A 26038-nucleotide genomic window follows, 5' to 3' on the forward strand; every position below is an offset into this window, starting at 1 on the left:
CGATTATTTGGGATTAAAAACTAAAAATGGAATAATCATTTCCTCTAATGAAATACCACCATGCTGATAAGTATTTCGATAGTAACTCACGTAATGATTATAATTATTAACGTAAGCAAGGAATAAATCATTTTTTGCAAAAATATAAGAACTTGTCATGTTTATGGCAGGTAAATGTACTTTTTTTGGATCTTTGATGTGATACACATCTTTATCCTCGAAAGTTAAACTACGTCCAGTTTTGTAACGCAAGTTCAAACTAGTATTACGATCACCAATTACTTTCGATGGATTTTTAACGTTAATAGTACCGTGATCGGTAGTTAAAATCAATTTAAAGCCCATCATTTGAGCCTGTTGGATCATTTCAAGTAATGGAGAGTTTTTGAACCAGCTTAAAGTAAGGGAGCGGTATGCTTTGTCATTTGAAGCTAATTCTTTTACAACATCCATTTCTGTTTTAGCATGGGATAACATATCCACAAAATTATAGACAATAGTAGTCAAATCGTTATTTTTTAAAGATTTGAAATTGTCCACTAATTTTTTACCATCACGAAAGTTCGTAATTTTGAAATACTCTTGTTTGATGTTAAGTCCTAAACGTTTCAATTGTTCCGTTAAAAACTCAGCTTCGAAAAGGTTTTTCCCACCATCTTCTACGTCATTTTTCCAATATTGTGGATACATTTTTTCCATTTCCAATGGCATTAAACCAGAGAAAATAGCATTACGAGCATACTGTGTAGCTGTAGGCAAAATGGCGTAATAAGAAGTTTCTTTTTCCAGTTTGTAATAATTATTCACAATGCCTTCAAAAGCTTTCCATTGGTCATATCTTAAATTGTCGATAACGACAAAAAGAATCGGTTTATCTTTCTTTTTTAATTCCGGGACAACTAGTTCCTTGAATAGAGTATGGGATAGAATCGGTTTTTCTTCATTCTTATCAAACCAATATTCATAGTTCTTTTCAATGAATTTACCGAATTGAGAATTGGCTTCCAATTTCTGAGATTCAAGAATCTCCACCATGCTTTGATCATTGATGTTTTCTAATTCAATTTCCCAGAAAACCAATTTTTTATACAATTCAATCCAATCCTCAAATGAATTGACCATCGCCATTTCCATGGAGATTTTTCGGAATTCTTTTTGATAATCTAAAGTCGTTTTTTCAGACACAAGACGAGAATGGTCAAGGTTCTTTTTTAAACTTAAAAGAATTTGGTTTGGATTAACAGGTTTGATTAGGTAATCGGCTATTTTAGAACCAATAGCTTCTTCCATAATATATTCTTCTTCACTTTTCGTGATCATGATAACAGGAACAGAAGATTTTTTCTCTTTAATTTCAGCTAAAGTTTCTAATCCGCTTAATCCCGGCATGTTCTCGTCTAGAAAAACAATGTCGAAGTTTTGTTCGTCAAAAAGATCTATCGCATCACTACCATTATTACAAGTAGTTACAGCGTAGTTTTTTTTCTCTAAGAACATTATATGTGGTTTCAAAAGATCAATTTCGTCGTCAACCCAAAGTATTTTGATTTTTTCCATAAAAAATAATTCTTTTTCAAATGTAATAAATGAAGTGAGCAATTTAATCAGTTTAAAATTTATTGTTCTTAATTTTTTAATAAAAAAATGGGACTTAAAATTTTATTTTAGACTATTAGATTGAAACGGTAATGTGAAGAAAATCTTATGAAGGCTTATTAAATAAATGAATTTAAAAAAGGAAAAGAGCAGTCAAATTTAGAAAGCAGAAAAAAGGGTGTTAAAAAAAGTATGATTTTTATTGAATCACTATTCTATTAACTGAATTCTAATTAATTATATTTGTAACAAAGTTATCTATTAAACGTGAGTAAAATTAATAAATTAAAAATACTGAATGACCCTATATATGGGTTTATAACGATACCGAATTCTTTGATCTATGATTTGATAGAACATCCTTATTTTCAGCGATTAAGAAGGATTTCGCAGATGGGAATGTCTTATTTAGTTTATCCTGGAGCACATCATACGCGTTTTCATCACGCATTGGGCTGTATGCATATTATGCAGAAAACAGTTCAAGTTTTACGTTTTAAAGGCGTTTCTATTACGAAAGAAGAGGAAACAGCACTCTATGTTGCGATACTTCTACATGATATTGGACATGGACCATTTTCACACGCTATGGAACATAGTATTGTAGAAGATGTTAGCCATGAGTCTATTTCATTATTACTGATGAATAAACTAAATGAAGAGTTTAAAGGTAAAATGAGTTTAGCTATTCAGGTATTCAAAGGAGAATACCATCGTAAATTTATGTTGCAACTCATTTCAAGTCAGTTGGATATGGATCGCATGGACTATTTGAAAAGAGATAGTTTCTATTCGGGAGTAGCAGAAGGGAATATTAATTCTGAGCGATTAATTCAAATGATGAATGTGGTAGATGATACATTGGTCATTGAGGAAAAAGGAATTTATTCGGTAGAAAAATTCTTAGTTGCCCGAAGATTGATGTATTGGCAAGCCTATTTACATAAAACGAGTTTAGTAGCCGAATCTATTTTGACACGAATACTAAAAAGAGCGAAGGAACTTACTCAAAAAGGTATACTTTTACCTTGTAGTCCACCATTGCAATATTTTCTTCAAAATAAAGTAACGAACGAAAATTTTGATGATAACGTTTTGAATCAATTTGCACAATTGGATGACTTTGATATCATGGGAGCTATTAAAGGATGGCAGTTTCACGAAGATTTTGTTTTAGGAAATCTGAGTAAAATGATTATCAATAGAGATTTATTAAAGATAAAATTAAGCAGCGAAAAGTATTCGACAGAGGAATTAGACCGTAAAAGAGCCGATTTTGCGGCATTAAGTCATATTTCTCTACAGGATGCAAGCTATTTTATTTTTAAAGGTAAAGTAAAGAATCAAGCATACAATAAAGAAGAAGAACCAATACGTATCTTGAAAAAGGACAAGACAATAGAAGATGTTTTGGAGGCGTCAGATCAATTAAATTTGAAGGCATTATCACGCCCCGTAACAAAATATTTTATTTGTTTTCCAAAAGTACTTGTTGAAAACTAAAGTTTACTTTTCAAATTTTTATATTTTTGTCGCGATGAAATTTACAGCGGACCAAATAGCAGGTATTTTAGAAGGCGAAGTGGAAGGGAATCCTAAAGCGGAAGTCTATAAATTATCCAAGATCGAAGAAGGAACAGAAGGTTCCTTGACTTTTTTGGCTAATCCTAAATATATCAATTACATATATACAACATTAGCCTCAGTAACAATAGTTAATAAAACTTTTGTTGCGGAAGCACCTATACAAACAACTCTTATACGAGTAGAAGATGCTTATCAATCATTTTCAAAATTATTGGAGTTTTATGATCAAGTAAAAAATAATAAATCAGGTATTGAACAACCTTCCTTTATTTCGGAACACGTTGTTTATGGAGATGAAATATACATTGGAGCATTCACTTATATTGGAAAACAAGTAAAAATTGGTAACAATGTAAAGTTGTATCCGAATGTTTATATTGGTGACAATGTTACAATTGGAAATAATGTTACTATTTTTGCTGGCTCAAAAATCTATTCAGATAGTGTTATTGGGAATAGTTGCGTGATAAACTCAGGAGTTGTAATCGGAGCCGATGGTTTTGGTTTTGCACCAAGTGAAGAAGGTAGCTACAGTAAGATTCCACAAATCGGAAATGTGATTATTGAAGACAATGTGGATATAGGAGCTTGTACGACAATTGATAGAGCTACATTGGGCTCAACAATTATTCGTAAAGGTGTAAAATTAGACAATCAAATTCAGATTGCTCATAATGTTGAAATAGGAGAGAATACCGTTATTGCAGCACAATGTGGAATTGCAGGATCTTCCAAAATCGGTAAAAATTGCATGCTAGGAGGCCAAGTAGGTGTAGCCGGGCATTTAACGATTGGGAATAATGTGAGAATCCAAGCGCAAAGTGGTATTTCCAGAAATTTAAAAGATGGCGAAGTTGTTCAAGGAACACCATCTTTCAATTATAACGATTTTAATAAGTCGTATGTGCATTTTAAAAACTTGCCAAAAATTGTTTCTGACGTTGATAAAATTTTAAAGAATAACAAATAAAAAAGCATAAACAATGGTTAAACAGACTACCATCAAAAACGAAATTTCGTTAAAAGGTGTTGGACTTCATACAGGTAAGGAAGTTACAATGACTTTTAAACCTGCTCCAGTAAACAATGGATTTTCATTTGTGAGAGTTGATTTAGAGGGGCATCCCGTAATTGAGGCAGATGCAAATTATGTTGTAAATACTCAAAGAGGAACCAATTTAGAAAAAAAAGGCGTTAAGATCCAGACTTCTGAGCATGTATTAGCTGCCTTTGTAGGATGTGATATCGATAACGTTATCATCGAATTGAATGCTTCTGAGCCACCAATTATGGACGGTTCATCAAAGTATTTTGTGGAAGCAATTGAAAAAGCAGGAGTTGAAGAACAAGATGCTGAACGTAAAGTTTATGTTGTAAAAGAAGTTATTTCTTATACTGATGAAGCTACGGGAAGTGAAATTCTTATTATGCCGTATGATGATTATCAGGTAACTGCGATGGTGGATTTTGGTACTAAAGTTTTAGGTACACAAAATGCAACAATGAAAAGCATTTCTGATTTTAAAAATGAAATTTCAAATGCAAGAACATTCAGTTTCTTACATGAATTAGAAGCTTTATTAGAGAATGGATTAATCAAAGGAGGCGATTTAAATAATGCAATTGTATATGTAGATAAAGAAATTTCTGCTGAAACAATTGAACGATTAAAAGTAGCTTTTGAAAAGGATTCAATCTCTGTGAAACCAAATGGTATTTTAGATAACCTTACGTTACATTATCCAAATGAAGCAGCAAGACACAAACTATTAGATGTAGTAGGTGATTTAGCTTTAGTAGGAATGCGTATCAAAGGAAAAGTAATTGCTAATAAGCCAGGACACTTTGTAAACACTCAATTTGCTAAGAAATTATCTAAAATTATAAAAATCGAGCAACGTAATCAAGTACCTGTTTATGACTTACATCAAGAACCTTTGATGGATATTCATAAAATCATGAGTATATTGCCACACCGTCCACCATTTTTATTGGTAGACAAGATTTTAGAATTATCAGACAGTCATGTGGTAGGACAGAAAAATGTAACGATGAATGAACCATTCTTCGTAGGGCATTTCCCCGAAGCACCAGTTATGCCGGGTGTATTGATTGTAGAAGCAATGGCTCAAACAGGAGGTATACTTGTATTATGTACTGTTCCAGATCCAGAGAATTATTTAACGTATTTCATGAAAATTGATAAAGTTAAATTCAAACATAAAGTACTTCCAGGAGACACTTTAATATTTAAATGTGACTTGATTATCCCTATTAGAAGAGGAATCTGTCACATGCAGGCAAATGCTTATGCAAATGGAAAACTAGTTGCAGAAGCAGAACTAATGGCTCAAATAGCTAAAAAGAATTAATTATTTATTTCAATTATGAATCAACCTTTAGCATACGTACATCCTGGAGCTAAAATCGCTAAAAATGTAGTGATTGAACCTTTTACTACGATACATAATAATGTAGAAATTGGTGAGGGAACATGGATCGGGTCTAATGTTACTATTATGGAAGGCGCTAGAATCGGAAAAAATTGTAATATTTTCCCTGGAGCCGTAATTTCAGCAGTACCACAAGATTTAAAGTTTGGCGGTGAAGATTCTTTAGCGATTATAGGTGACAACTCAACAATTAGAGAGTGTGTTACAATCAATAGAGGTACAGTAGCATCTGGACAAACCAAAATAGGAAGTAACTGTTTAGTTATGGCAACAGCGCATATTGCACACGATTGCCATATTGGAGATAATGCAATTATTGTAAATGGAGTAGCTTTAGCAGGACATGTAACCGTTGGTAATTTTGCTATCATTGGCGGATTAGCAGCAGTACATCAGTTCATCAATATTGGTGATCATGCTATGATTTCTGGGGGATCTTTAGTTCGTAAAGATGTACCACCTTTTACAAAAGCAGCAAAAGAACCATTATCTTATATCGGAATCAATTCAGTAGGATTGAGAAGAAGAGGATTCTCTACAGAGAAAATCAGAGAGATACAAGATATATATAGAATATTATATCAAAAAAATTATAACACGACACAAGCTTTAGGCATCATTGAAGCCGAAATGGAAGCAACGCCAGAACGTGATGAAGTAATTCTATTCATTAGAAACTCATCAAGAGGGGTGATGAAAGGTTATTCAGGAATTTATTAATAAACAATATAATTAGAAAATATGGCTAGTACTTCAGATATTAGAAACGGATTATGTATCAAATTTAATAATGATATCTACAAAATCATCGAGTTCCTTCACGTTAAGCCAGGTAAAGGACCTGCTTTTGTTAGAACAAAATTAAGAAGTTTGACCAATGGTAAAGTATTAGATAATACATTTTCTGCAGGTCATAAAATCGAAGATGTAAGAGTTGAAACACACAAATTCCAATTCTTATATCCAGAAGGAGATCAGTTTCACTTCATGCATGTTGAGACTTACGAACAAATCTATTTAGACAGAAGTGTTTTGGATGCACCAGATTTATTGAAAGAAGGGGAAAATGTAATGATTATTATCAATGCAGAAACAGACGTTCCATTATCAGTAGATATGCCCGCTTCAGTAATCCTTGAAGTAACGTATGCAGAACCAGGAGTAAAAGGAAATACAGCAACCAATGCAACGAAACCTGCGAAAGTAGAAACAGGAGCAAGCGTAAATGTACCTTTATTCATCAATGAAGGAGATAAAATCAAAATTGATACCGCTACAGGTTCCTACATGGAACGAGTAAAAGAATAGTTTACAGTATTGCAATGTTCCGTAATTTTTCAATAAGATTACGGAACATTGTGCATTGGACGCTAAATACTGAATTCTAAAAATTAGAAATGAAATTTCCTAAAAATTATTCTTTAAAAGAAATAGCTACAATTATTCATTGTGAATATGTAGGAGATGACAATTTTCCTGTTTCAGGGATGAATGAAATTCACGTTGTAACACCAGGAGATATTGTATTTGTAGATCACCCAAAATATTATGATAAAGCCTTACAATCTGCTGCGACGATTGTATTAATTAATAAAATTGTTGACTGTCCAGAAGGAAAAGCTTTATTGATATCGGATGATCCATTTAGGGATTTTAATATATTGACCAATCATTTTAGACCCTTTCAGTACTCAAATGTTGCGATTTCACCTTCAGCAAAAATTGGTGAAGGAACTATAATCCAACCGAATACTTTTATAGGACACAATGTAGTGATTGGAAAAAATTGTCTGATTCATCCCAATGTTACAATTTATGATAATGCTGTGATTGGAGATCATGTTGTTATTCATGCAGGAACCATATTGGGAGCAGATGCTTTTTATTATAAAAAAAGACCAGAAGGTTTTGATCAGTTAAAATCAGGTGGTAGAGTAGTAATACAAGACCATGTTCATCTAGGAGCACTTTGTACAATTGATAAAGGTGTAACAGGCGATACAACGATTGGAGAAGGAACCAAAATCGATAATCAGGTACATGTAGGACATGATACTGTTATCGGTAAAAAATGTCTGATTGCTTCACAAACTGGAATTGCAGGTTGTGTGATTATAGAAGACGAAGTAACTATTTGGGGACAAGTAGGAACAACCAGTGGTATTACCATTGGAGCAAAAGCAGTTATTTTAGGCCAAACAGGTGTAACCAAATCTGTAGAAGGAGGGAAAAGTTATTTTGGAACACCGATTGAAGAATCTCGTGAGAAATTGAAACAATTGGCCAACGTAAAAAAAATACCAGAAATTCTTAATAAATTAAAATAATGGAAGCTAGTAAAGATATTGTTTATGATTTTTATCAGTCTGATGCATTAATCAACAAAGAGAAAATGCAAGCATATCTTCATCCCGAAGTCACTTTGGAATGGGATAGCAGTAAAGGTTTTCACGAATTTGATCACCATGGACTTTTGAAGTTGGCAGATGAGTTGGAACGATCCTACAATACTTCACGCGTAGAAATTAGTCATTTATTACAGGAAGATAACTTGGTTACATTGCGATACAGACAATATGTAACGTTGTTTGAAAATCCAACCGAAGAAATTGCATTGGCAAAATTCATTGTAATTTGGGAGTTAAAAGAACAGAAATTGTTCAAAGGATATCAAATGAGCCAGTTGTCATAATATTGAATTTAAGATTACAATTTATTAAAGTTATAAAGTTGCAAAAAAACTTTATTGTTAGGCATCAAAAGTCTATTTTTGCATCAGATTTTTAAAAACAATTTAAAAAATATATCATGAGTGTTTTAGTTAATAAAGATTCAAAAATAATTGTTCAAGGTTTTACAGGAAGTGAAGGAACTTTCCATGCTTCTCAAATGATTGAATACGGTACCAATGTTGTTGGTGGTGTTACACCAGGAAAAGGTGGTACTACACATTTAGATCGTCCAGTTTTTAATACTGTAAAAGATGCAGTAGAACAAGCAGGTGCTGATACAACTATTATTTTTGTTCCGCCAGCTTTTGCTGCTGACGCTATTATGGAAGCTGCTGATGCAGGAATTAAAGTAATCATTACTATTACTGAAGGTATTCCTGTTGCTGATATGATTAAAGCTTATGATTATATTCAAGGTAAAGAATGTAGATTAATCGGACCAAACTGTCCAGGTGTTATTACACCAGGTGAAGCTAAAGTTGGTATTATGCCAGGTTTCGTTTTCAAAAAAGGTGGGGTAGGAATCGTTTCTAAATCAGGAACATTAACATACGAAGCTGCTGACCAAGTTGTAAAACAAGGTTTAGGAATTACTACAGCAATCGGAATTGGTGGAGATCCAATCATTGGAACTACTACAAAAGAAGCTGTACAATTATTGATGAATGATCCAGAAACGAAATGTATCGTTATGATTGGTGAAATCGGAGGTCAATTAGAAGCTGATGCTGCACAATGGATTAAAGCTGATGGTAACAGAAAACCAGTTGTAGGTTTTATCGCTGGTGAAACTGCACCTGCTGGACGTACAATGGGTCATGCTGGAGCTATCGTTGGTGGATCAGATGATACTGCACAAGCTAAAAAACGTATCATGAGAGAATGTGGTATCCACGTTGTTGATTCTCCTGCAGAAATTGGAAAAAAAGTAAAAGAAGTTTTAGGATAATCTAAATTTTCTGAATCATATAAAAAGCCTCGATATCTAAATATCGAGGCTTTTTTTGTAGGATAAATTTAAGAATATAAAACGGTAAGAATTCTTACTGTATAAATAATTTGTATATTTAAATTCCAATTTTTAAATTGGAATATTAATAGAAGAATACATGTCAGAGTTTAGATTATTACACTTTTTAGAAGTAAAGAATAAATACCCTTTTTTAGATGAACTTGAAGGATTTGATTATTTTGATGATTGGGATGAGCAAGATTATTTATTAGTTGCAGAAGACGATGTGGTGGTGAACAGTCATTTAATCCTAGATGTATTTAAAGAAGGCCAAACAGAAAAATTATTCAAGCTTTTACAAGTAAAAGAAACAAAACAATTTTCAGGAAGAATTCAAGGGATTATTGTATTGGGAGATTTAACGGTACATGGATCAATAATAAATGAAATAGGGGACTACGGACCATTTATCTATAATAAAGGAAATGTGCAATGCCAGAGTCTTTTATTAGGAGGTTCCTATGCAGAGTTAAAAGGAAATTGTATTGCAAAAGAAGTTGTGTTGTGTGATTATAATCATGGAACATTCAAATGTGAAGGAACAATTACAGCTCCTGTATTCATAGTAAACGATCATCATACGATTTTTGGTAATAAAGAAATATCTCTGTTTTATTATAATGATAAAGGAACGGATTCACACTCTGAAGAAAATGAATGTGGAGAAAATGACGAGGGCGATTGGACTATTTCATCCGTATTAACCCAACATTTGTCAAGTACATTAACAACTACTTTTGAGGAATTACAACGAGATCTAGCAAAAGGAGAGTGGGTGTTGCAAACTTCTGAGAAAACAATAAGAGACTATCAATATTGGACAGAAAAAGTAAATAAAAATTATAGAGATTTAAAGAGAGTGCCCTTTGATTATAAAGATGAAGCGCTGTGTAATAAAGCCTTAAATCAAACATTTTACGCACTGCCATATTGTAAGGAAGAATATATTACAGAAGCTTTATGCATTAGTTTAGTACAAAAAGATGGATTAGCATTACGCGTAATACCGGCGCAATTTATTACAGAAAAACTCTGCATTCTTGCAGCAGATAAAGGAACAATACTAAATTTAATCCCAGAACGCTATTATACGGAAGAACTAATTCTAAAAGCGATGAAAAATAGAAGCTATGAACCCAACATTCAGGAAGTTCCAGAAGCTTTTATTACAAAGAATCTACTTGTCGAATATGTGAAAATGGGAAAAGGATTGTTTCTCGATAAAATCTGTAAAGAAAAAGCGATTGATAAAATAGAAATTCTTAAAGCAGTAGTTGATGAAGATATTAAATCTTTAGATCTTATTTTTAGTCATCATTGCAGTGCAGAAATGATTGAATATGCTCTTCAATATTATGATACGGATTTGAATAAAGAAAAATTGAATCAGTATCTAGAAAAATATAAAACAAAACTAAGTCGATACAAATAAAACATAAAAAATAACAATATAATATGGAAAATAATTTAACGTGGAGTGATTTTGAAAAAGTTGAAATGCGTGTAGGAACCATTATTGAAGCAGAAATTTTTGCGGAAGTACGCAATCCGGCTTACAAACTAAAAATCGATTTTGGTCCACATGGAATACGAAAAACATCAGCACAAATCACAAAACTATATACACCAGAAGAAGTTATTGGAAAACAAGTTGTTGCGGTAATCAATTTTCCGCCGAAACAGATTGCAAATTTCATGAGTGAATGTCTTGTTTTAGGAGCAGTAGGAGCTGATAAAGAAGTTACTCTAATGACACCAGAGCGACCAAGTGAAAATGGTTTAAGAATAGGCTAAATATATAAAGAAGAAACCGATAGATTTGAATTTTTATACAACATTAAAAAGTAGAAGCAGAGAAATCGAATAGTTTAATCTTCCTATATACAATGAGTTATGTTTTTTTATGTAAAAAATATAACATTTATAAGATAGGAATTTTAAATCCTACAGTATAAAAATATGTATCTAAGTTCCTAATTATTATATTTGTGACCTTATAGGATTAATAAACCCAATTTACGATATGAAATTATTAGAAGGAAAAACGGCTATTATTACTGGAGCCAGTAGAGGTATTGGAAGAGGAATTGCAGAAGTATTTGCAAAACACGGAGCAAATGTTGCTTTTACCTATAGTGCTTCTGCAGAAGCAGCTAAAGCCTTAGAGAACGAATTGATTGCATTAGGTGTAAAAGCAAAAGGATATCAATCGAATGCAGCAGATTTTAATGAAGCACAGAAACTAGTAGATGATGTAATAGCTGAATTTGGTGCTATTGATATATTAATTAATAATGCAGGAATCACAAAAGATAATTTATTAATGCGTATTTCAGAAGATGATTTTGATAAAGTAATCGAAGTAAATCTAAAATCTGTTTTTAATATGACAAAAGCAGTTCAAAAAACATTCTTAAAACAACGCCACGGATCAATCATCAACATGAGCTCTGTAGTTGGAGTAAAAGGTAATGCAGGGCAAACTAATTATGCGGCTTCAAAAGCAGGTGTAATTGGATTCTCAAAATCGGTAGCATTAGAATTAGGATCAAGAAACATTCGTTGTAATGTAATTGCACCAGGTTTTATTGAAACAGAAATGACTGGAAAATTAAGCGAGGAAGTAGTACAAGGATGGAGAGATAATATTCCATTGAAAAGAGGTGGAACACCAGAAGATGTAGCTAATGTTTGTGTTTTCTTAGCATCAGATATGTCTGCTTATGTAACAGGCCAAGTATTGAATGTTGACGGTGGTATGTTAACCTAAAACATGACACATAAAAGGTTTGTTTCAGATTTTTTAAAATAAACAATATCTTAACCATATAGATAAAACTAGATAATGACTATCAATACAATATTATTATTATTATTATTATTACTTTCTGTACTTGTAGCATTATTCTTGGTTTATATTCAATATTATTATAAAGCCAAAAGTAAGTCGAAAGTACACTTACTTTTGGCTTTTTTACGTTTTGTAGCAATTTTTGGAATACTGGTATTACTGATAAATCCTAAGATTACCCACAATACCTTTGAAACTGTAAAAACACCTTTACCACTTATTGTAGACAATTCAAGCTCTATCATTGAATTAAAGCAAAATGAATTAGCCGTTCAATTATATCAAAAGATAAGCTCTAATAAGGCTTTACAGGAAAAATTTGACATTCAATCCTATAAGTTTGATAGTGAATTTGAGCAAGCAGAACAGTTTGACTTTAAAGGACATCAAACGAATCTAGATCAAGTAGCAAAAAATCTAAAGAATTTATATAAAAACAGATCATTTCCAACCGTTATTTTAACGGATGGTAACCAAACAATAGGGAATGATTATATCTATAGCTTTGAGGCTAATAATGCAGTATATCCTATTGTATTAGGAGATACAACAACCTACTTGGACTTGAAAGTAAGCCAATTGAATGTCAATAAATATGCTTTTCATAAAAATAAATTTCCAGTAGAAGTATTTTTGCAATATGCAGGAAATAAAAATGTAACCACAGATGTTGTTATTTCGCAAGGAAACACAACATTACACCGAGAAGCAATTACATTCTCAAAAACAAAAAAATCAGCCGTACTCAATGTACTATTACCAGCGGATAAAGTAGGCTTACAGATTTTTAAAGCGTCTATTAGTTCTAAAGAAGCAGAAAAAAACACCTATAACAATACTAAGAATTTTGCAGTAGAAGTAATCGATCAAAAATCTGAAATTGCAATTGTCTCCGCAATCAATCATCCAGATGTAGGAGCATTGAAACGCTCTATTGAGACGAACATGCAGCGCAAGGTCAAAATTGTCAAGCCAAACGAAATTGGCGCTATAAAGGATTATAATGTTTTAATATTATATCAGCCAACAGCAGCTTTCAAAGCAATTTTTGATGAAAATAAATTAGCACACATTAATACTTGGATCATCACTGGATTGAGTACTGATTATGCATTCTTGAATCAACAGCAGAATAGTTTAGAATTTAAGATGAACAATCAACGTGAAGATTATACCGCAGCATTTAATGGGCAGTATAATCTGTTTGCAACAGAAGATATCGGATTTGAAAATTTCCCACCCTTACAAAATGCTTTTGGAACCGTTAAAGCAAACAGTAAAGTAGAAGTACTATTATTCTCCAAAGTTCGTAATATCCAGACAGAATCTCCTTTATTGGCCTATACAGACAATCAAGGACAACGTCAGGCATTTTTATTAGGAGAGAATATTTGGAAGTGGCGTATGCAAAGCCATTTGGATAAGAACTCCTTTGAATCATTCGATGTTTTTATCGATAAAAGCATACAATTTCTATCTACAAATAATGCAAAAAAATCATTAATAGTCAATTTCGAATCCTTTTATAATTCAGGAGAAGCAATTACAATAACCGCTCAGTATTTCAATAAGAATTATGAATTTGATGAAAATGCACGATTAACAATTGTACTAACGAATAAAGAAACGAAGCAGACCAAAACCTATGATTTACTAAAAGGGAATGGTCTTTACAAAGTTAATTTAGATGGATTGGTTGCTGGAGCTTACAACTTTACAGTAAAAGAAAGCACCAGTGGTAGTAGTTATTCGGGGTACTTTGAAGTACTGGATTTTGATATTGAAAAACAATTTGTAAATCCCGATTTGAATAAACTAACACAATTAGGGCAACAAACGAAAGGACAACATTATTTTGCAAATCAGGTAGACCAGCTAATTGAACGTTTGATTAAAAATGAAGATTATAAAGCAGTGCAAAAAGCCATTGTCAAAAAATCACCATTAATTGATACCGTATGGCTACTAATCTTAATTGCACTAGCGTTAACAATAGAATGGTTTATTCGTAAATACAATGGTTTATTATAACCATTTAACTTCATTTTAATACGATTCCATTTATAAAGAGTTGAATTTCAATAGAAGTCTGTAATTCAGGACTTAACCCCAATTCTTAAGATTCGCTTAAATTACCAAAATAGGTTCAATTTTATCTTTTAACAGGCGTTATTTTGTATTAGAAATTAATACAACTATGACATCTAAATTCAATTCAATTACCTCAGGAAATTTATCCAAAAGATTTTCATTACTATTTATCTTTATCAAAGGATTTGTAGTATTCTCTTTTGTGTTACGTTTGATCTTTTTTATATGGCAACGTACCGAAGTTTCTTGGAATATTATTGACTTCTTAAGAACAATGCTTACTGGGTTATTTTTTGATATTGGAACCTGTTCCTTTATTGTGTTTCCGAGTATTCTTTATCTTCTCATTTTCCCCAATCGATATATTGGGTCTTGGTTAGATAAAATTCTAATATATTTTGTTTTCATTCTTACAATCTTCATTTTGGTATTTACCTTTTTTGCGGAGATTACATTTTGGGATGAATTTAAAACTCGATTTAATTTTATTGCAGTAGATTATTTGATTTATACACACGAAGTGGTAAAGAATATTCAAGAATCTTATCCTTTACCACTTTTAATTGGAGGAGTTACTTTGATAACCTCAATTATTGTATTCATTTGTTATAAAAAACAAGCTTTTCAGAATACGTTTTCAGGTAAAGCCTCTTTAAAACAAAGGTTGACAGTAGTAATACCAGCAATTTTGATTATGATTTTCTATGCTAGTTTTATCACCAATAAACAAGCAGAATGGTCTAGCAATAGATACAATACAGAAATATCAAAAGCGGGGATTTATTCCTTCTTTGCAGAATTTAGAAACAACCAAATGAAGTATGAAGACTTCTATACATCAATACAAAACAATGTAGCCTTCCATTTTGTAAGAACACACCTATCTGAGGATAAAAGTCAGTTTGTGAGCAATGACCCTTTCTCAATTCGAAGAAACATTAAAGACACACTATCGTCCAATGCAGAAAAACCAAATGTTGTTTTTATCCTGGTAGAAAGCCTAAGTGCTAGTTTTATGAAAGAATTTGGAAACGAGCACAATATCACGCCATTTTTAGATTCTATAAAAGATCAAAGTGTATTCTTTTCAAATATGTATGCTACTGGAACCCGTACTGTGCGAGGTATGGAAGCCGTTACTCTATCAATTCCACCTACACCGGGACAAAGTATTGTAAAAAGACCTGATAATCAAGGATTATTCACAATATCAAACGTATTTAAAGCAAAAAACTACGAATGCAATTTCTTTTATGGAGGAGACGGTTATTTTGATAATATGAACAGTTATTTTGGAGGAAATGGTTTTAATATTTACGATCGAGGAAGAGGAAGTGTATTGAGTGATAAAATAAAAATGCAACGACATAATATTGATGATAACGAAGTCACTTTTGAAAACGCATGGGGAATCTGCGATGAAGATATTTTCAATAAATTGATAAAAGTATCCGATCAACAATACAAGGATAGAAAACCATTCTTGAATTTTGTGATGACCACATCAAACCACAGACCATTTACCTATCCAGGCAATAAAGTAAGTATTGCATCCGGAACAGGTAGAGACGGAGCTGTACAATACACAGATTTTGCTATTAAAGAGCTGTTTAACAAGGTGAAAAATAAGCCATGGTTTAAGAATACAGTTTTTGTAATCATTGCAGACCACTGTGCAAGCAGTGCTGGTAAAGACGAAATTGATGTAGCAAACTATCATATTCCAGCTTTTATCGTTAATTTGCCAAAAAATTACAATCAGAAAATTACAAAACAATGTTCACAAATTGATATTTTCCCAACGTTGTTCTCCCTATTACACTGGGATTATGAGACAAATTTGTTTGGAGAAAATGTATTAGATAAGAGCTTTAAAGAACGAGCATTTGTAGCAACGTACAGAAAGTTAGTACTAATGAAACAAGATAGCGTGATGATTTTGTCAGACCAAAAGAAACAAGCCTTCTATCAATGGAATAAAGTAGATAATAGTTTGAAACCATTACCGATGAATCAAAATTTCTTAAATGAAGCAATTTCATGGTATCAAACAGCTGATTATTTATATACCAATAAATTATTAAAAGAATGATCTATTTACATTTTATTGTAAATCCAATTTCAGGAAAAGGAAAACACAATATTACGAAAGGCCTATTAGAAGCCTATTTTCCAACAGAAAAGTATAAGATTGATATTGACTATTCAAAATATAAAAAACACGCTATAACGCTTACAAAAGCAGCAATAGAGAAGCAGCCCGATGTTATTGTGGCCTGTGGAGGTGACGGAACGATTAATGAAGTAGCATCTTGTTTGATTAATACGGAAATTCAATTAGGGATAATCCCTATTGGATCAGGAAACGGATTAGCATCCAACCTTAAGATTCCGCAGAATATCGATAAAGCAATTCTTATTATTAAAAATGGGCAAGCAAAAGCCATAGATGTAGGACGAGTAAACGAACACTATTTCTTTAGTAATATGGGATTAGGAATCGATGCAATGATTATTCATAACTATGAAAAACATCAAAAGAGAACCCTGTCTGCCTATGTAAAAGCCTCAATGAAAGCCTCTACAGCTTATAAAGCACCAAAGGCAATTGTTCAAATGAACAATAAAACATTAGAAGTAGCGCCATTTATGCTGTTTATATCCAATTCAAATGAAATGGGGTATAAGATGAGTTTAACACCTTCAGCAAGTTTAAGAGACGGACTTTTAGACCTATTGATTGTAGAGAAATTAAACTTTTTGAATAAAATGTATTTAGGAGGATTAGTACTCTTTAATAAAACAGAGAAACTAAAGAAATCCCACCGTGATTTAATTCAGAAAGCAACAATTATTTTTCCAGAAAATGAAACCACCGATATACAAATCGATGGAGAATATTACAACCTGTCTACCAATATTATAAACGTTTCAGTACTACCACACTCGTTAAAAATACTATTGAACGAAGAAGTCGTATAAAACATAATAATTTGTAATATCAGTTATTAACGAACAATGTTAAATTGTTAATTAAAAGGTTGATAGAATTAACATAGTGAATGAAAATTTTAGCAGAAAATTGATGAAATTTATCCCAGATTTTAGCGTTAATTGTATTTGAAAATAATTGATCAATGAAGAATGTTATAATAGGGTTAGCCATCGGAATAAGTTCGCTCAGTCAAGGGCAAGAATTTAAGCAAGATTTTGAGCAGGCAAAGCGACAAGCCCAGCAAGAAAATAAGAATATTCTTTTAGTTTTTTCAGGATTAGAATGGTCAGACAATTCCAAAGAATTAGATCGAACAGTATGGCAATCGCCAGACTTTAAAGAGTACGCAACGGATAATCTAGTATTGATAAAAGCAGAATTCCCTAAACGCAAAGCATGGTCCGAACCCGTAGATGTGAATACACAAAATATGGTTTTGACTGAGAAATACAATCGCGATGGATTTTTCCCATTCGTGGTAGTATTAGATAAAAATGGAAAAGTATTAGGAAAAACAGGCTACGAAGACTTAAATCCGAAAGAATATATTAAACTGCTGAAATCATTTCAAAAATAAAAGGAAAATAACCGTTTTAAATTTATCATATGCATATTCTAATTGTTGAAGATGAAGTTGGTATTTCAGAATTTTTAAAACAAGGATTGGAAGAAGACGGTTATCAGGTATCACTAGCCTACGATGGGCAACAAGGTTTAAAACTAGCACAACAACAATCATATGACCTATTGTTGCTAGACTGGATGCTTCCTAAGCTAAGCGGATTAGAAGTTTGTACAGAATACCGAAAAACAAATAAAACAACCCCTATTGTATTTTTAACAGCAAAAGATACAATTCAAGAAACCATACAAGGTTTACAGGCGGGAGCCAATGATTACATCAAAAAACCATTTAGTTTTGAAGAATTGGTCGAACGCATAAAAGTACAATTTCGTACAGTTCAAGCAGACCCTATTGAATACAGTTTAGGAACTATTACCCTAAAAACACAAACCCATCAAGTATTTAATCATAATGAAGAAGTTCTGCTCACGCAAAAAGAATACTCATTATTAGAATACCTAATGAAGAAAAAAGGAACAGTTTGCACCCGAAACGAGATTATAAAAGAAGTTTGGAATATTCACTTTGAATACGATACTGGTGTAATTGACGTTTTTATTAATGCCATTCGCAAGAAACTACAATTAAAGAAAGAAGAAGATTACATTAAAACAGTACGGGGAGTAGGATATATTGCCAACGAAATCAACTAAAGATGTTTCCATTATCGTTTAAAAATAGAATTGCACTGTACTATTTAATTAGCACAGCCTTTGTGATTCTAGTAGTCTTCACGATAATTTACTTTATTGTATCCACCTCAGTCAATTTTCATATCAATCAAGACCTTCAAATTGAAATAGAACGACACCAAAACGAAGTGAAGTACCATGGTAATTCATTGCATTTAGTGGAAGATGGAGAATGGGAGGAGCGTGAACACCGCGAAATTAACGTGAATCCAATTTTTGTTCAAGTGTTGGATAATCAGGCTAAATTTATAGATAAATCCCCTAATTTATATGACCAATTCCTGCATTTCAATTTCCATCAACAAGAAGGATTTCATGATACAAAAATTGGAGATATAGACATCAGGCAAGTACAAGCACCCTTAGTCATAAAAGATAAAATTGTAGGCTATGTGATTATAGCAATGTCGTTAGAAGAACCTAAAATGGTATTGAAAAATCTTCAAATTACCCTATCGATTCTTTTTCCGATAATTATGATTGCACTGTTTTTTGTGACCCGATGGATTGCAGGGAGAAGTATTAAACCCGCCTTGAATATTATTCAGACCACCAGTAATATTACCAATAATAATTTTGATCAAAGAATCACTTTACCCGAAAATAAAGATGAACTATTCATGCTATCCAGTTCCATTAATGAACTACTAGATCGAATAGAAAGTGCTATTGTACGAGAAAAACAATTCACTTCCGATGCTTCACACGAACTCAGAACACCTCTGGCTGTTATTAAAGGGACACTTGAAGTTTTAATTCGTAAACCACGTGAAAATCATGAATATATAGAAAAAATAAAATATTCAATAAAGGAAGTAGATCGACTCAATAACTTAGTAGATCAATTACTTTTATTGGCGCGATTTGAAAACCAGAAATTAGTAATCAGAAAAGAAAAAGTAGCGCTAGATGAAATGATATTACAATCGCTAGAACGATTTTCATCAAAAATAGAAAACAAGAAAGTAGTTGTTAATTTTACTTTTGATAAACATTTTTGGGCGGCAACCGATCCCTATTTTGCATCAATTATCATTGAAAATTTATTGTCAAATGCAATCAAATATTCTGAAGAAGGAGGAGTTTTGGACATTGTTTTGAGTGAAGAAGAAGACAAAATATTCTGCAAGATAAAAGACTACGGTATCGGAATTGCAAAGGAAGATTTAGATAAAATATACAAGCAGTTTTATAGATCAAAAGCGACGGTACATCCAGCAATTAAAGGAAGTGGTTTAGGACTTTCGATTACTAAAAAACTATGCAGTTTACTTCAAATTAATCTCTGTATAGAAAGTATTGAAGGTGAAGGAGCAGAAGCTAGCTTGGTCTTTGAACGATATATTGAAGAACAAAATATTGAGCAGGAAATTGTAGTTTAATCTGTTTTAAATTAAGTACTTACTAGGTGTCTTAAAGATTAATTAAATGTTATTTTTGAAAAATAATTTGTTTTTCAAAAATTAAATTCTATACATTTGTACCGTTAAATAATACAAAGAAAAAATGTTTTCAATTCAATTACATCATCATCATTTTCATATTTGCTCTCAGGCGAAGTGTTAATGGTATGCGTGTAAATCATCATATTTTAAAACCCGTTTGAGTATCTCAAACGGGTTTTTTATTTTCCACCTTTTTGGCGTACTCATTCTAAAACAAAACAAAATGAGTATATTAAAAATTGCGATTCAGAAATCAGGACGATTAAGTGAAGAATCACTACAAATGCTGAAAGACTGTGGGATATCCATTAATAATGGAAACGATCAATTGAAAGCCGAAGCCAGTAATTTTCCTTTAGAAGTACTGTTTTTAAGAAATTCAGATATTCCACAATATCTAATCGACGGAGTAGTAGACGTTGCTATGGTGGGTGAAAATCAACTCATCGAAAAAGCACAAGGAATTCCTGTGGTACAGAAGCTAGGTTTTTCGAAATGCAAAGTATCAATAGCAGTACCCAAAACGTTTAATTACCAATCAATTCACGACTTAGAAGGAATGCGTATTGCCACCTCATATCCCAATACAGTTAATTCCTATTTCGAATCCAAAGCCATAAAAATAGGATTACACCAAATTTCTGGATCAGTAGAAATTGCACCCAATATTGGATTAGCCGATGCTATTGTAGATATTGTATCCAGTGGTAGTACATTGTTTAAAAACAATCTCAAAGAAGTAGAAACCATACTTTGGAGTGAAGCAGTGTTAGCAATATCGCCTACTTTAAGTGCAGAAAAAAAATCTTTACTTGAGAAACTGCAATTTCGAATACAATCCGTTATTAAAGCTAGAAAATCAAAATACATTCTAATGAATGTACCCAATCAATCCATTAAAGCAATTAGTGAACTATTACCCGTACTAAAAAGCCCTACCATAATGCCTTTAGCAGAACAAGGTTGGAGCAGTTTACATTCCGTAATCGATGAAGAACAATTCTGGGAAGTAATTGACCAATTAAAAAATGCAGGAGCTGAAGGAATACTGATTTGTCCTATTGAAAAAATGGTATTATAACACTTAAAAAAACTAGAAACCATGAATAAAATATACAACCCAACGTCAAATGAATGGTCAACTATTTTAAAGCGACCAACCCAATCCATTGAAGATATAGAAAATACAGTAAAACAAATTTTTACTGAAATTCAGAAAAAAGGGGATTTAGCAGTTGCAAAATATACGGCCCTGTTTGATGGAGTAATACCAAGTACTATTGAAGTAACAGCACAAGAAATCCAGAAAGCGGTTCAATCTATAGATAAAGAACTAAAAGAAGCGATACAAATTGCAAAAACCAACATTGAAAAATTTCACAGTGCACAAAAAACACAACCCATAGAAGTGGCAACAATGGAAGGAGTATTCTGTTGGCAGGAAAAAAGACCCATTCAGAAAGTAGGATTGTATATACCAGGAGGCACAGCACCACTGTTTTCTACAGTATTAATGCTAGCAATTCCAGCACAAATTGCAGGATGTGAAGAAGTTATACTTTGTTCACCTTGTGATAAAAATGGACAAATAAATGCAGCTATACTATATGCTGCACAACTCTGTGGAGTTACAAAAATTTTTAAAGTAGGAGGTATTCAAGCCATTGGAGCAATGACATTCGGGACCACAAGCATTCCACAAGTTTATAAAATATTTGGACCCGGAAATCAATTCGTTACCGTTGCGAAACAACTCGCCACCCAATTTGGTGTAGCCATCGATATGCCAGCTGGGCCCTCAGAATTAATGGTAGTGGCTGATAATACTGCCAAAGCCTCTTTTGTTGCGTCAGACCTACTTTCTCAAGCAGAACATGGAACCGATAGCCAAGTGATTCTAGTAACAACGTCAAAACAAATGCTAGAAGAAGTAGATCAGGAGATTAGTAAGCAAATTGTTGAATTGCCACGCCAAGTAATCGCCCAAAAAGCAATTCAGAATTCCAAATTAATTTATGTAGAAAGCGATCAAGAAGTCTTGAAATTAATCAATGAATATGGACCTGAACACCTGATTGTCTGTATGCAAAATGAAGATTATTATGTATACGGTGTTCAAAATTCAGGTTCCGTTTTTATAGGGAATTATACTCCAGAAAGCGCAGGAGATTATGCTTCAGGGACCAATCACACCTTACCAACAAATGGATTTTCTAAGAGTTATAGCGGAGTCAACTTAGATAGCTTTTTAAAAGCGATAACCTTTCAGAAAATATCAGAAAAAGGAATGCTCAGTATTGGCAGAAGTATAGAAGTAATGGCCGAAAATGAAGGCTTACAAGCTCATAAAAATGCAGTAACACTCCGTTTGCAAGCTATTGAAAAAGAAGAATTAAGAACAGTAAGTAAAGAATTCAGATAAAATGAAAACAATTGATACAAACTCCTTGGTCAGAGAAAATATAAAACGCTTAAAATCATATTCTTCTGCCAGAGATGAATTTGAAACCAAGAATGAAACAATGATTTTTCTGGATGCCAATGAAAATCCTTTTGATACAGGAGTAAACCGATATCCTGACCCTTTGCAATTACAGTTGAAAAATAAGTTAGCAACGATGAAAGGAATTACGGCATCTGAAATTTTACTAGGCAATGGAAGCGATGAAGTTTTGGATTTATTACTCCGAGTGTTTTGTGAACCCAATCAGGATAATATTATTACGCTACCGCCCACTTATGGAATGTACAAAGTATTAGCAGAAATCAACGCTTTGGAGAATAGAGAAGTAGTATTAACCTCAGATTATCAGCCTAACGTAGAACAAATCCTAAAGATAATAGACAACAGAACTAAAATTATCTTTTTATGTTCGCCAAATAATCCAACGGGAAACTCTTTTTCTGAAAAGAATATACTAGAGATTTTAAACCAATTTCAAGGAATAGTAGTGGTAGACGAAGCCTATATCGATTTTTCAACACAAGAAAGTTGGCTGAAAAAGAGGAAACAATATCCTAATTTAGTAATAGTGCAAACCCTTTCAAAAGCATACGGGATGGCAGGTATTAGACTGGGGATAGCCTATGCATCAACAGAAATTATTACCCTATTGAATAAGATTAAACCACCGTATAATATTAATATACAAACACAAAAAATAGCCTTAGATAAATTAAATAATTTAGAAATTATTCAAAATGAAATTAACGCTATTATAGAAAGTAAAGTAACTTTACTTAAAGTGTTAGATTCAGTAAAATGGATTGCTGAAATATATCCAACAGATGCAAATTTTGTACTAATAAAAGTAGACAATGCTACGTTGCGTTACCAACAATTATTGGAAAAAAGAATTGTAATACGAAATCGATCTTCGGACTTTGGATGTGAAAACTGTTTACGCATTACCATAGGAACAAAAGAAGAAAATGAATATCTAATTGATGTTTTACAAAAAATATAACACAATGAAAAAAGTATTGTTTATTGACCGTGATGGAACTTTGGTTAAAGAACCCCATGACTATCAGTTAGATAGTTTTGCAAAACTGGAATTTTATCCAAAAGTATTCCAATACCTCGCTAAGATTACAAAGGAATTAGATTTTGAATTAGTTATGGTAACCAATCAAGATGGGTTGGGAACAGAACAATATCCAGAAACTACCTTTTGGCCCGTTCAGGAATTGATTATTAAAGCATTTGAAAGTGAAGGTGTTAAGTTTTCAGCCATTTATATTGATAAAACCTTTCCCGAAGAAAACGCACCAACCCGTAAACCGGGTATTGGTATGCTAAAGCAGTATATAGAGAATACAGCCTATGATTTAGAAAATTCATTTGTGATAGGTGACCGATTGACCGATGTGGAATTAGCCAAAAATCTAAAAGCAAAAGCTATTTTTATTACAGACCATGTTGCTTTAGGAAGTGATGAAATTACTGTAAATAAAAACTTATTGGAGGAAACAATAGCCTTAGAAACAAAAGATTGGGAAGAAATCTATGCTTTTTTAAAAGTCGAAGATCGAACCATTTCCATTTCTCGAAAAACCAATGAAACAGATATTAAAATTCAATTGAATTTAGATGGAATAGGTAAAAGCAATTGTAGCACCGGTATTGCATTTTTTGACCACATGCTGGATCAAATAGCTCGACACGGGCAAATCGACCTAGAAATCGCTGTAAAAGGCGATTTAGAAGTAGATGAGCACCATACGATAGAAGATACTGCTATTGTATTAGGGGAAGCTTTTGCAAAAGCCTTAGGGAATAAGCTAGGAATTGAACGCTATGGATTTTGTTTGCCTATGGACGATTGCGTTGCAACAGTTGCATTAGATTTCGGAGGGCGTAACTGGTTAGTTTGGGAAGCCGATTTTAAAAGAGAAAAAATAGGAGCAATGCCTACCGAAATGTTTTTCCATTTCTTCAAGTCCTTTTCAGATGGGGCGAAGGCCAATCTTTACATTAAAGCAGAAGGAACAAACGAACACCATAAAATTGAAGCCATATTCAAAGCCTTTGCCAAGGCAATAAAAGCAGCGATAAAAAGAGATATTGAAAAAATGATTGTACCCTCCACCAAAGGAATTATTTAATAAAGAGAAAATGAAAATTGTAATTATAGATTACGGAGCGGGAAATATCCAAAGCATACAATTTGCTTTAGAACGATTAGGGCAAGAAGCACAGCTAAGTAGTAATTCTAAAGAAATTCGAACGGCCGACAAAGTAATCTTTCCAGGAGTAGGATCCGCTCAAAGTGCAATGCAAAAGTTAAAAGAAAGAGAACTCGATGTCTTGATTCCTATATTAAAGCAACCGGTATTAGGTATTTGTCTAGGCATGCAGCTATTATGCCGATTTTCTGAAGAAGGAAATACAAAAGGATTGGGTGTTTTTGATGCAGATGTAATCCAATTTTCAAAAGAAACAATGAAAGTTCCACAAGTAGGATGGAATGAAATATACAATTTGAAAACCCCATTATTTAAAAACATAAACCCGCAAGAATACATGTATTTAGTACATAGTTTTTATGTGCCCAAAAATGAACAAGCGATAGCCCTCACAAGCTACGGTGTAGAATATACATCAGCACTACAAAAAGACAATTTTTATGGCGTACAATTCCATCCAGAAAAAAGTGGAAAAGCAGGAGCACAAATACTGGATAATTTTTTAAAACTATAATAAAAGCAAAATGAGTATCAGAATAATTCCAGCATTAGACATTATTGAAGGAAAATGTGTGCGTTTGACAAAAGGAGATTATGAAACGAAAAAAATATACAATGAAGATCCTTTGGAGATTGCCAAGCGATTTGAAGCACACGGAATTGAACATCTGCATTTAGTGGATTTAGATGGCGCGAAATCACAACAGATAGTCAACTATAAGATTTTAGAGAAAATAGCATCTAAAACAGCTTTAAAAATTGATTTTGGAGGAGGATTAAAGTCAGACAATGATCTACGGATTGCCTTTGAGTGTGGAGCAAACCAAATTACGGGTGGTAGTATTGCGGTACAGGAAAGAAAACTGTTTTTAGATTGGATTCAAAAGTACGGTTCCGACAAAATTATATTAGGAGCCGATGTACACAATGGTAAAATAGCAATAAATGGATGGCAGGAAACCTCTAACGAGCAATTAATTCCTTTTGTAACAGAATATCAAAAAGAAGGCATTGAATATGTGATTTGTACAGATATAACCAAAGACGGTATGCTACAAGGCACCTCAATAGATCTTTACCGTGATATTCGGGAACAATTACCAAGTATTCGACTAATTGCTTCTGGTGGAGTTTTAAAGCTAGACGAAATCATCCAATTACAAGAATTAGGATGCGAAGGAGTGATTATCGGGAAGGCAATTTATGAAGGACACATCACACTGAAAGATTTGGAAAATTATAGAATAAGACAATAATGTTTTTATAAATA

Annotated in this window: 24 protein-coding genes; 23 read left to right on the plus strand and 1 reads right to left on the minus strand. The window is 32.7% G+C overall.

The features are described from left to right. Positions 1 to 3: 3 nt before the first annotated feature. Positions 4 to 1557, minus strand: coding sequence for a T9SS response regulator signal transducer PorX (porX, locus tag P6733_RS02885; protein WP_306350097.1), 1554 nt, complete (start codon positions 1555 to 1557; stop codon positions 4 to 6). Positions 1558 to 1863: 306 nt separating this feature from the next. Between porX and P6733_RS02890 the strand changes: the two genes are divergently transcribed. The 23 genes from P6733_RS02890 (at position 1864) to hisA (ending at position 26024) form a co-directional block, all read left to right on the plus strand. Further along, positions 1864 to 3099, plus strand: coding sequence for an HD domain-containing protein (locus tag P6733_RS02890; protein WP_306350098.1), 1236 nt, complete (start codon positions 1864 to 1866; stop codon positions 3097 to 3099). 34 nt (positions 3100 to 3133) lie between these two features. After that, positions 3134 to 4153: a UDP-3-O-(3-hydroxymyristoyl)glucosamine N-acyltransferase gene (lpxD, locus tag P6733_RS02895; RefSeq protein ID WP_306350099.1), complete on the plus strand. Its 1020-nt coding sequence runs from the start codon at positions 3134 to 3136 to the stop codon at positions 4151 to 4153. Between the two features lie 13 nt (positions 4154 to 4166). Continuing rightward, positions 4167 to 5555 carry a bifunctional UDP-3-O-[3-hydroxymyristoyl] N-acetylglucosamine deacetylase/3-hydroxyacyl-ACP dehydratase gene (locus P6733_RS02900; RefSeq protein WP_306350100.1) on the plus strand — a complete coding sequence of 463 codons (1389 nt, stop codon included), beginning with the start codon at positions 4167 to 4169 and terminating at the stop codon, positions 5553 to 5555. Between the two features lie 15 nt (positions 5556 to 5570). Then, positions 5571 to 6356: an acyl-ACP--UDP-N-acetylglucosamine O-acyltransferase gene (gene lpxA / locus P6733_RS02905; protein ID WP_306350101.1), complete on the plus strand. Its 786-nt coding sequence runs from the start codon at positions 5571 to 5573 to the stop codon at positions 6354 to 6356. Between the two features lie 21 nt (positions 6357 to 6377). Continuing rightward, entirely contained in the window at positions 6378 to 6944 is a 567-nt protein-coding gene (gene efp / locus P6733_RS02910; RefSeq protein ID WP_306350102.1) for an elongation factor P, read from the plus strand. Positions 6945 to 7033: 89 nt separating this feature from the next. Further along, positions 7034 to 7963: a UDP-3-O-(3-hydroxymyristoyl)glucosamine N-acyltransferase gene (locus P6733_RS02915; RefSeq protein WP_306350103.1), complete on the plus strand. Its 930-nt coding sequence runs from the start codon at positions 7034 to 7036 to the stop codon at positions 7961 to 7963. Beyond that, a complete protein-coding gene (locus P6733_RS02920) occupies positions 7963 to 8328 on the plus strand; it encodes a nuclear transport factor 2 family protein (RefSeq protein WP_306350104.1) in 366 nt (121 codons plus the stop codon). Before P6733_RS02915 ends, P6733_RS02920 begins: the two co-directional genes overlap by 1 nt. Positions 8329 to 8444: 116 nt before the next feature. After that, complete coding sequence (gene sucD / locus P6733_RS02925; RefSeq protein WP_306350105.1) at positions 8445 to 9317, plus strand: succinate--CoA ligase subunit alpha; 873 nt, start codon at positions 8445 to 8447, stop codon at positions 9315 to 9317. Positions 9318 to 9477: 160 nt separating this feature from the next. Further along, a complete protein-coding gene (locus tag P6733_RS02930) occupies positions 9478 to 10812 on the plus strand; it encodes a polymer-forming cytoskeletal protein (protein ID WP_306350106.1) in 1335 nt (444 codons plus the stop codon). Between the two features lie 23 nt (positions 10813 to 10835). After that, a complete protein-coding gene (locus P6733_RS02935; protein WP_306350107.1) occupies positions 10836 to 11174 on the plus strand; it encodes a tRNA-binding protein in 339 nt (112 codons plus the stop codon). A gap of 229 nt (positions 11175 to 11403) precedes the next feature. Beyond that, positions 11404 to 12150, plus strand: coding sequence for a 3-oxoacyl-[acyl-carrier-protein] reductase (gene fabG / locus P6733_RS02940; RefSeq protein ID WP_306350108.1), 747 nt, complete (start codon positions 11404 to 11406; stop codon positions 12148 to 12150). Between the two features lie 75 nt (positions 12151 to 12225). Next, a complete protein-coding gene (locus P6733_RS02945) occupies positions 12226 to 14262 on the plus strand; it encodes a hypothetical protein (RefSeq protein WP_306350109.1) in 2037 nt (678 codons plus the stop codon). Between the two features lie 166 nt (positions 14263 to 14428). After that, a complete protein-coding gene (locus P6733_RS02950) occupies positions 14429 to 16414 on the plus strand; it encodes an LTA synthase family protein (protein WP_306350110.1) in 1986 nt (661 codons plus the stop codon). Continuing rightward, positions 16411 to 17304 (plus strand): diacylglycerol/lipid kinase family protein, encoded by an 894-nt coding sequence (locus P6733_RS02955; RefSeq protein ID WP_306350111.1) that lies wholly within the window; start codon positions 16411 to 16413, stop codon positions 17302 to 17304. Before P6733_RS02950 ends, P6733_RS02955 begins: the two co-directional genes overlap by 4 nt. Positions 17305 to 17459: 155 nt before the next feature. Further along, positions 17460 to 17894: a thioredoxin family protein gene (locus P6733_RS02960; RefSeq protein WP_306350112.1), complete on the plus strand. Its 435-nt coding sequence runs from the start codon at positions 17460 to 17462 to the stop codon at positions 17892 to 17894. Between the two features lie 29 nt (positions 17895 to 17923). After that, positions 17924 to 18595, plus strand: coding sequence for a response regulator transcription factor (locus tag P6733_RS02965; RefSeq protein ID WP_306350113.1), 672 nt, complete (start codon positions 17924 to 17926; stop codon positions 18593 to 18595). A gap of 2 nt (positions 18596 to 18597) precedes the next feature. Continuing rightward, positions 18598 to 20016 carry a sensor histidine kinase gene (locus P6733_RS02970; protein WP_306350114.1) on the plus strand — a complete coding sequence of 473 codons (1419 nt, stop codon included), beginning with the start codon at positions 18598 to 18600 and terminating at the stop codon, positions 20014 to 20016. 286 nt (positions 20017 to 20302) lie between these two features. Beyond that, the gene (gene hisG, locus P6733_RS02975; protein ID WP_306350115.1) at positions 20303 to 21160 is read left to right on the plus strand and encodes an ATP phosphoribosyltransferase; all 858 of its coding nucleotides are present in this window, start codon (positions 20303 to 20305) and stop codon (positions 21158 to 21160) included. A 21-nt stretch (positions 21161 to 21181) separates the two neighbouring features. Then, a complete protein-coding gene (gene hisD / locus P6733_RS02980; RefSeq protein ID WP_306350116.1) occupies positions 21182 to 22501 on the plus strand; it encodes a histidinol dehydrogenase in 1320 nt (439 codons plus the stop codon). 1 nt (position 22502) lies between these two features. Then, positions 22503 to 23546, plus strand: coding sequence for a histidinol-phosphate transaminase (gene hisC, locus P6733_RS02985; protein ID WP_306350117.1), 1044 nt, complete (start codon positions 22503 to 22505; stop codon positions 23544 to 23546). A 4-nt stretch (positions 23547 to 23550) separates the two neighbouring features. Next, the gene (gene hisB / locus P6733_RS02990) at positions 23551 to 24687 is read left to right on the plus strand and encodes a bifunctional histidinol-phosphatase/imidazoleglycerol-phosphate dehydratase HisB (protein WP_306350118.1); all 1137 of its coding nucleotides are present in this window, start codon (positions 23551 to 23553) and stop codon (positions 24685 to 24687) included. Positions 24688 to 24697: 10 nt separating this feature from the next. Then, a complete protein-coding gene (gene hisH, locus P6733_RS02995; protein WP_306350119.1) occupies positions 24698 to 25282 on the plus strand; it encodes an imidazole glycerol phosphate synthase subunit HisH in 585 nt (194 codons plus the stop codon). Between the two features lie 16 nt (positions 25283 to 25298). Further along, positions 25299 to 26024 (plus strand): 1-(5-phosphoribosyl)-5-[(5-phosphoribosylamino)methylideneamino]imidazole-4-carboxamide isomerase, encoded by a 726-nt coding sequence (gene hisA, locus P6733_RS03000; protein ID WP_306350418.1) that lies wholly within the window; start codon positions 25299 to 25301, stop codon positions 26022 to 26024. Positions 26025 to 26038: the final 14 nt, after the last annotated feature.

The sequence above is a fragment of the Flavobacterium aerium genome, assembly GCF_030766725.1.
In the GTDB taxonomy this organism is placed as follows: domain Bacteria; phylum Bacteroidota; class Bacteroidia; order Flavobacteriales; family Flavobacteriaceae; genus Flavobacterium; species Flavobacterium aerium.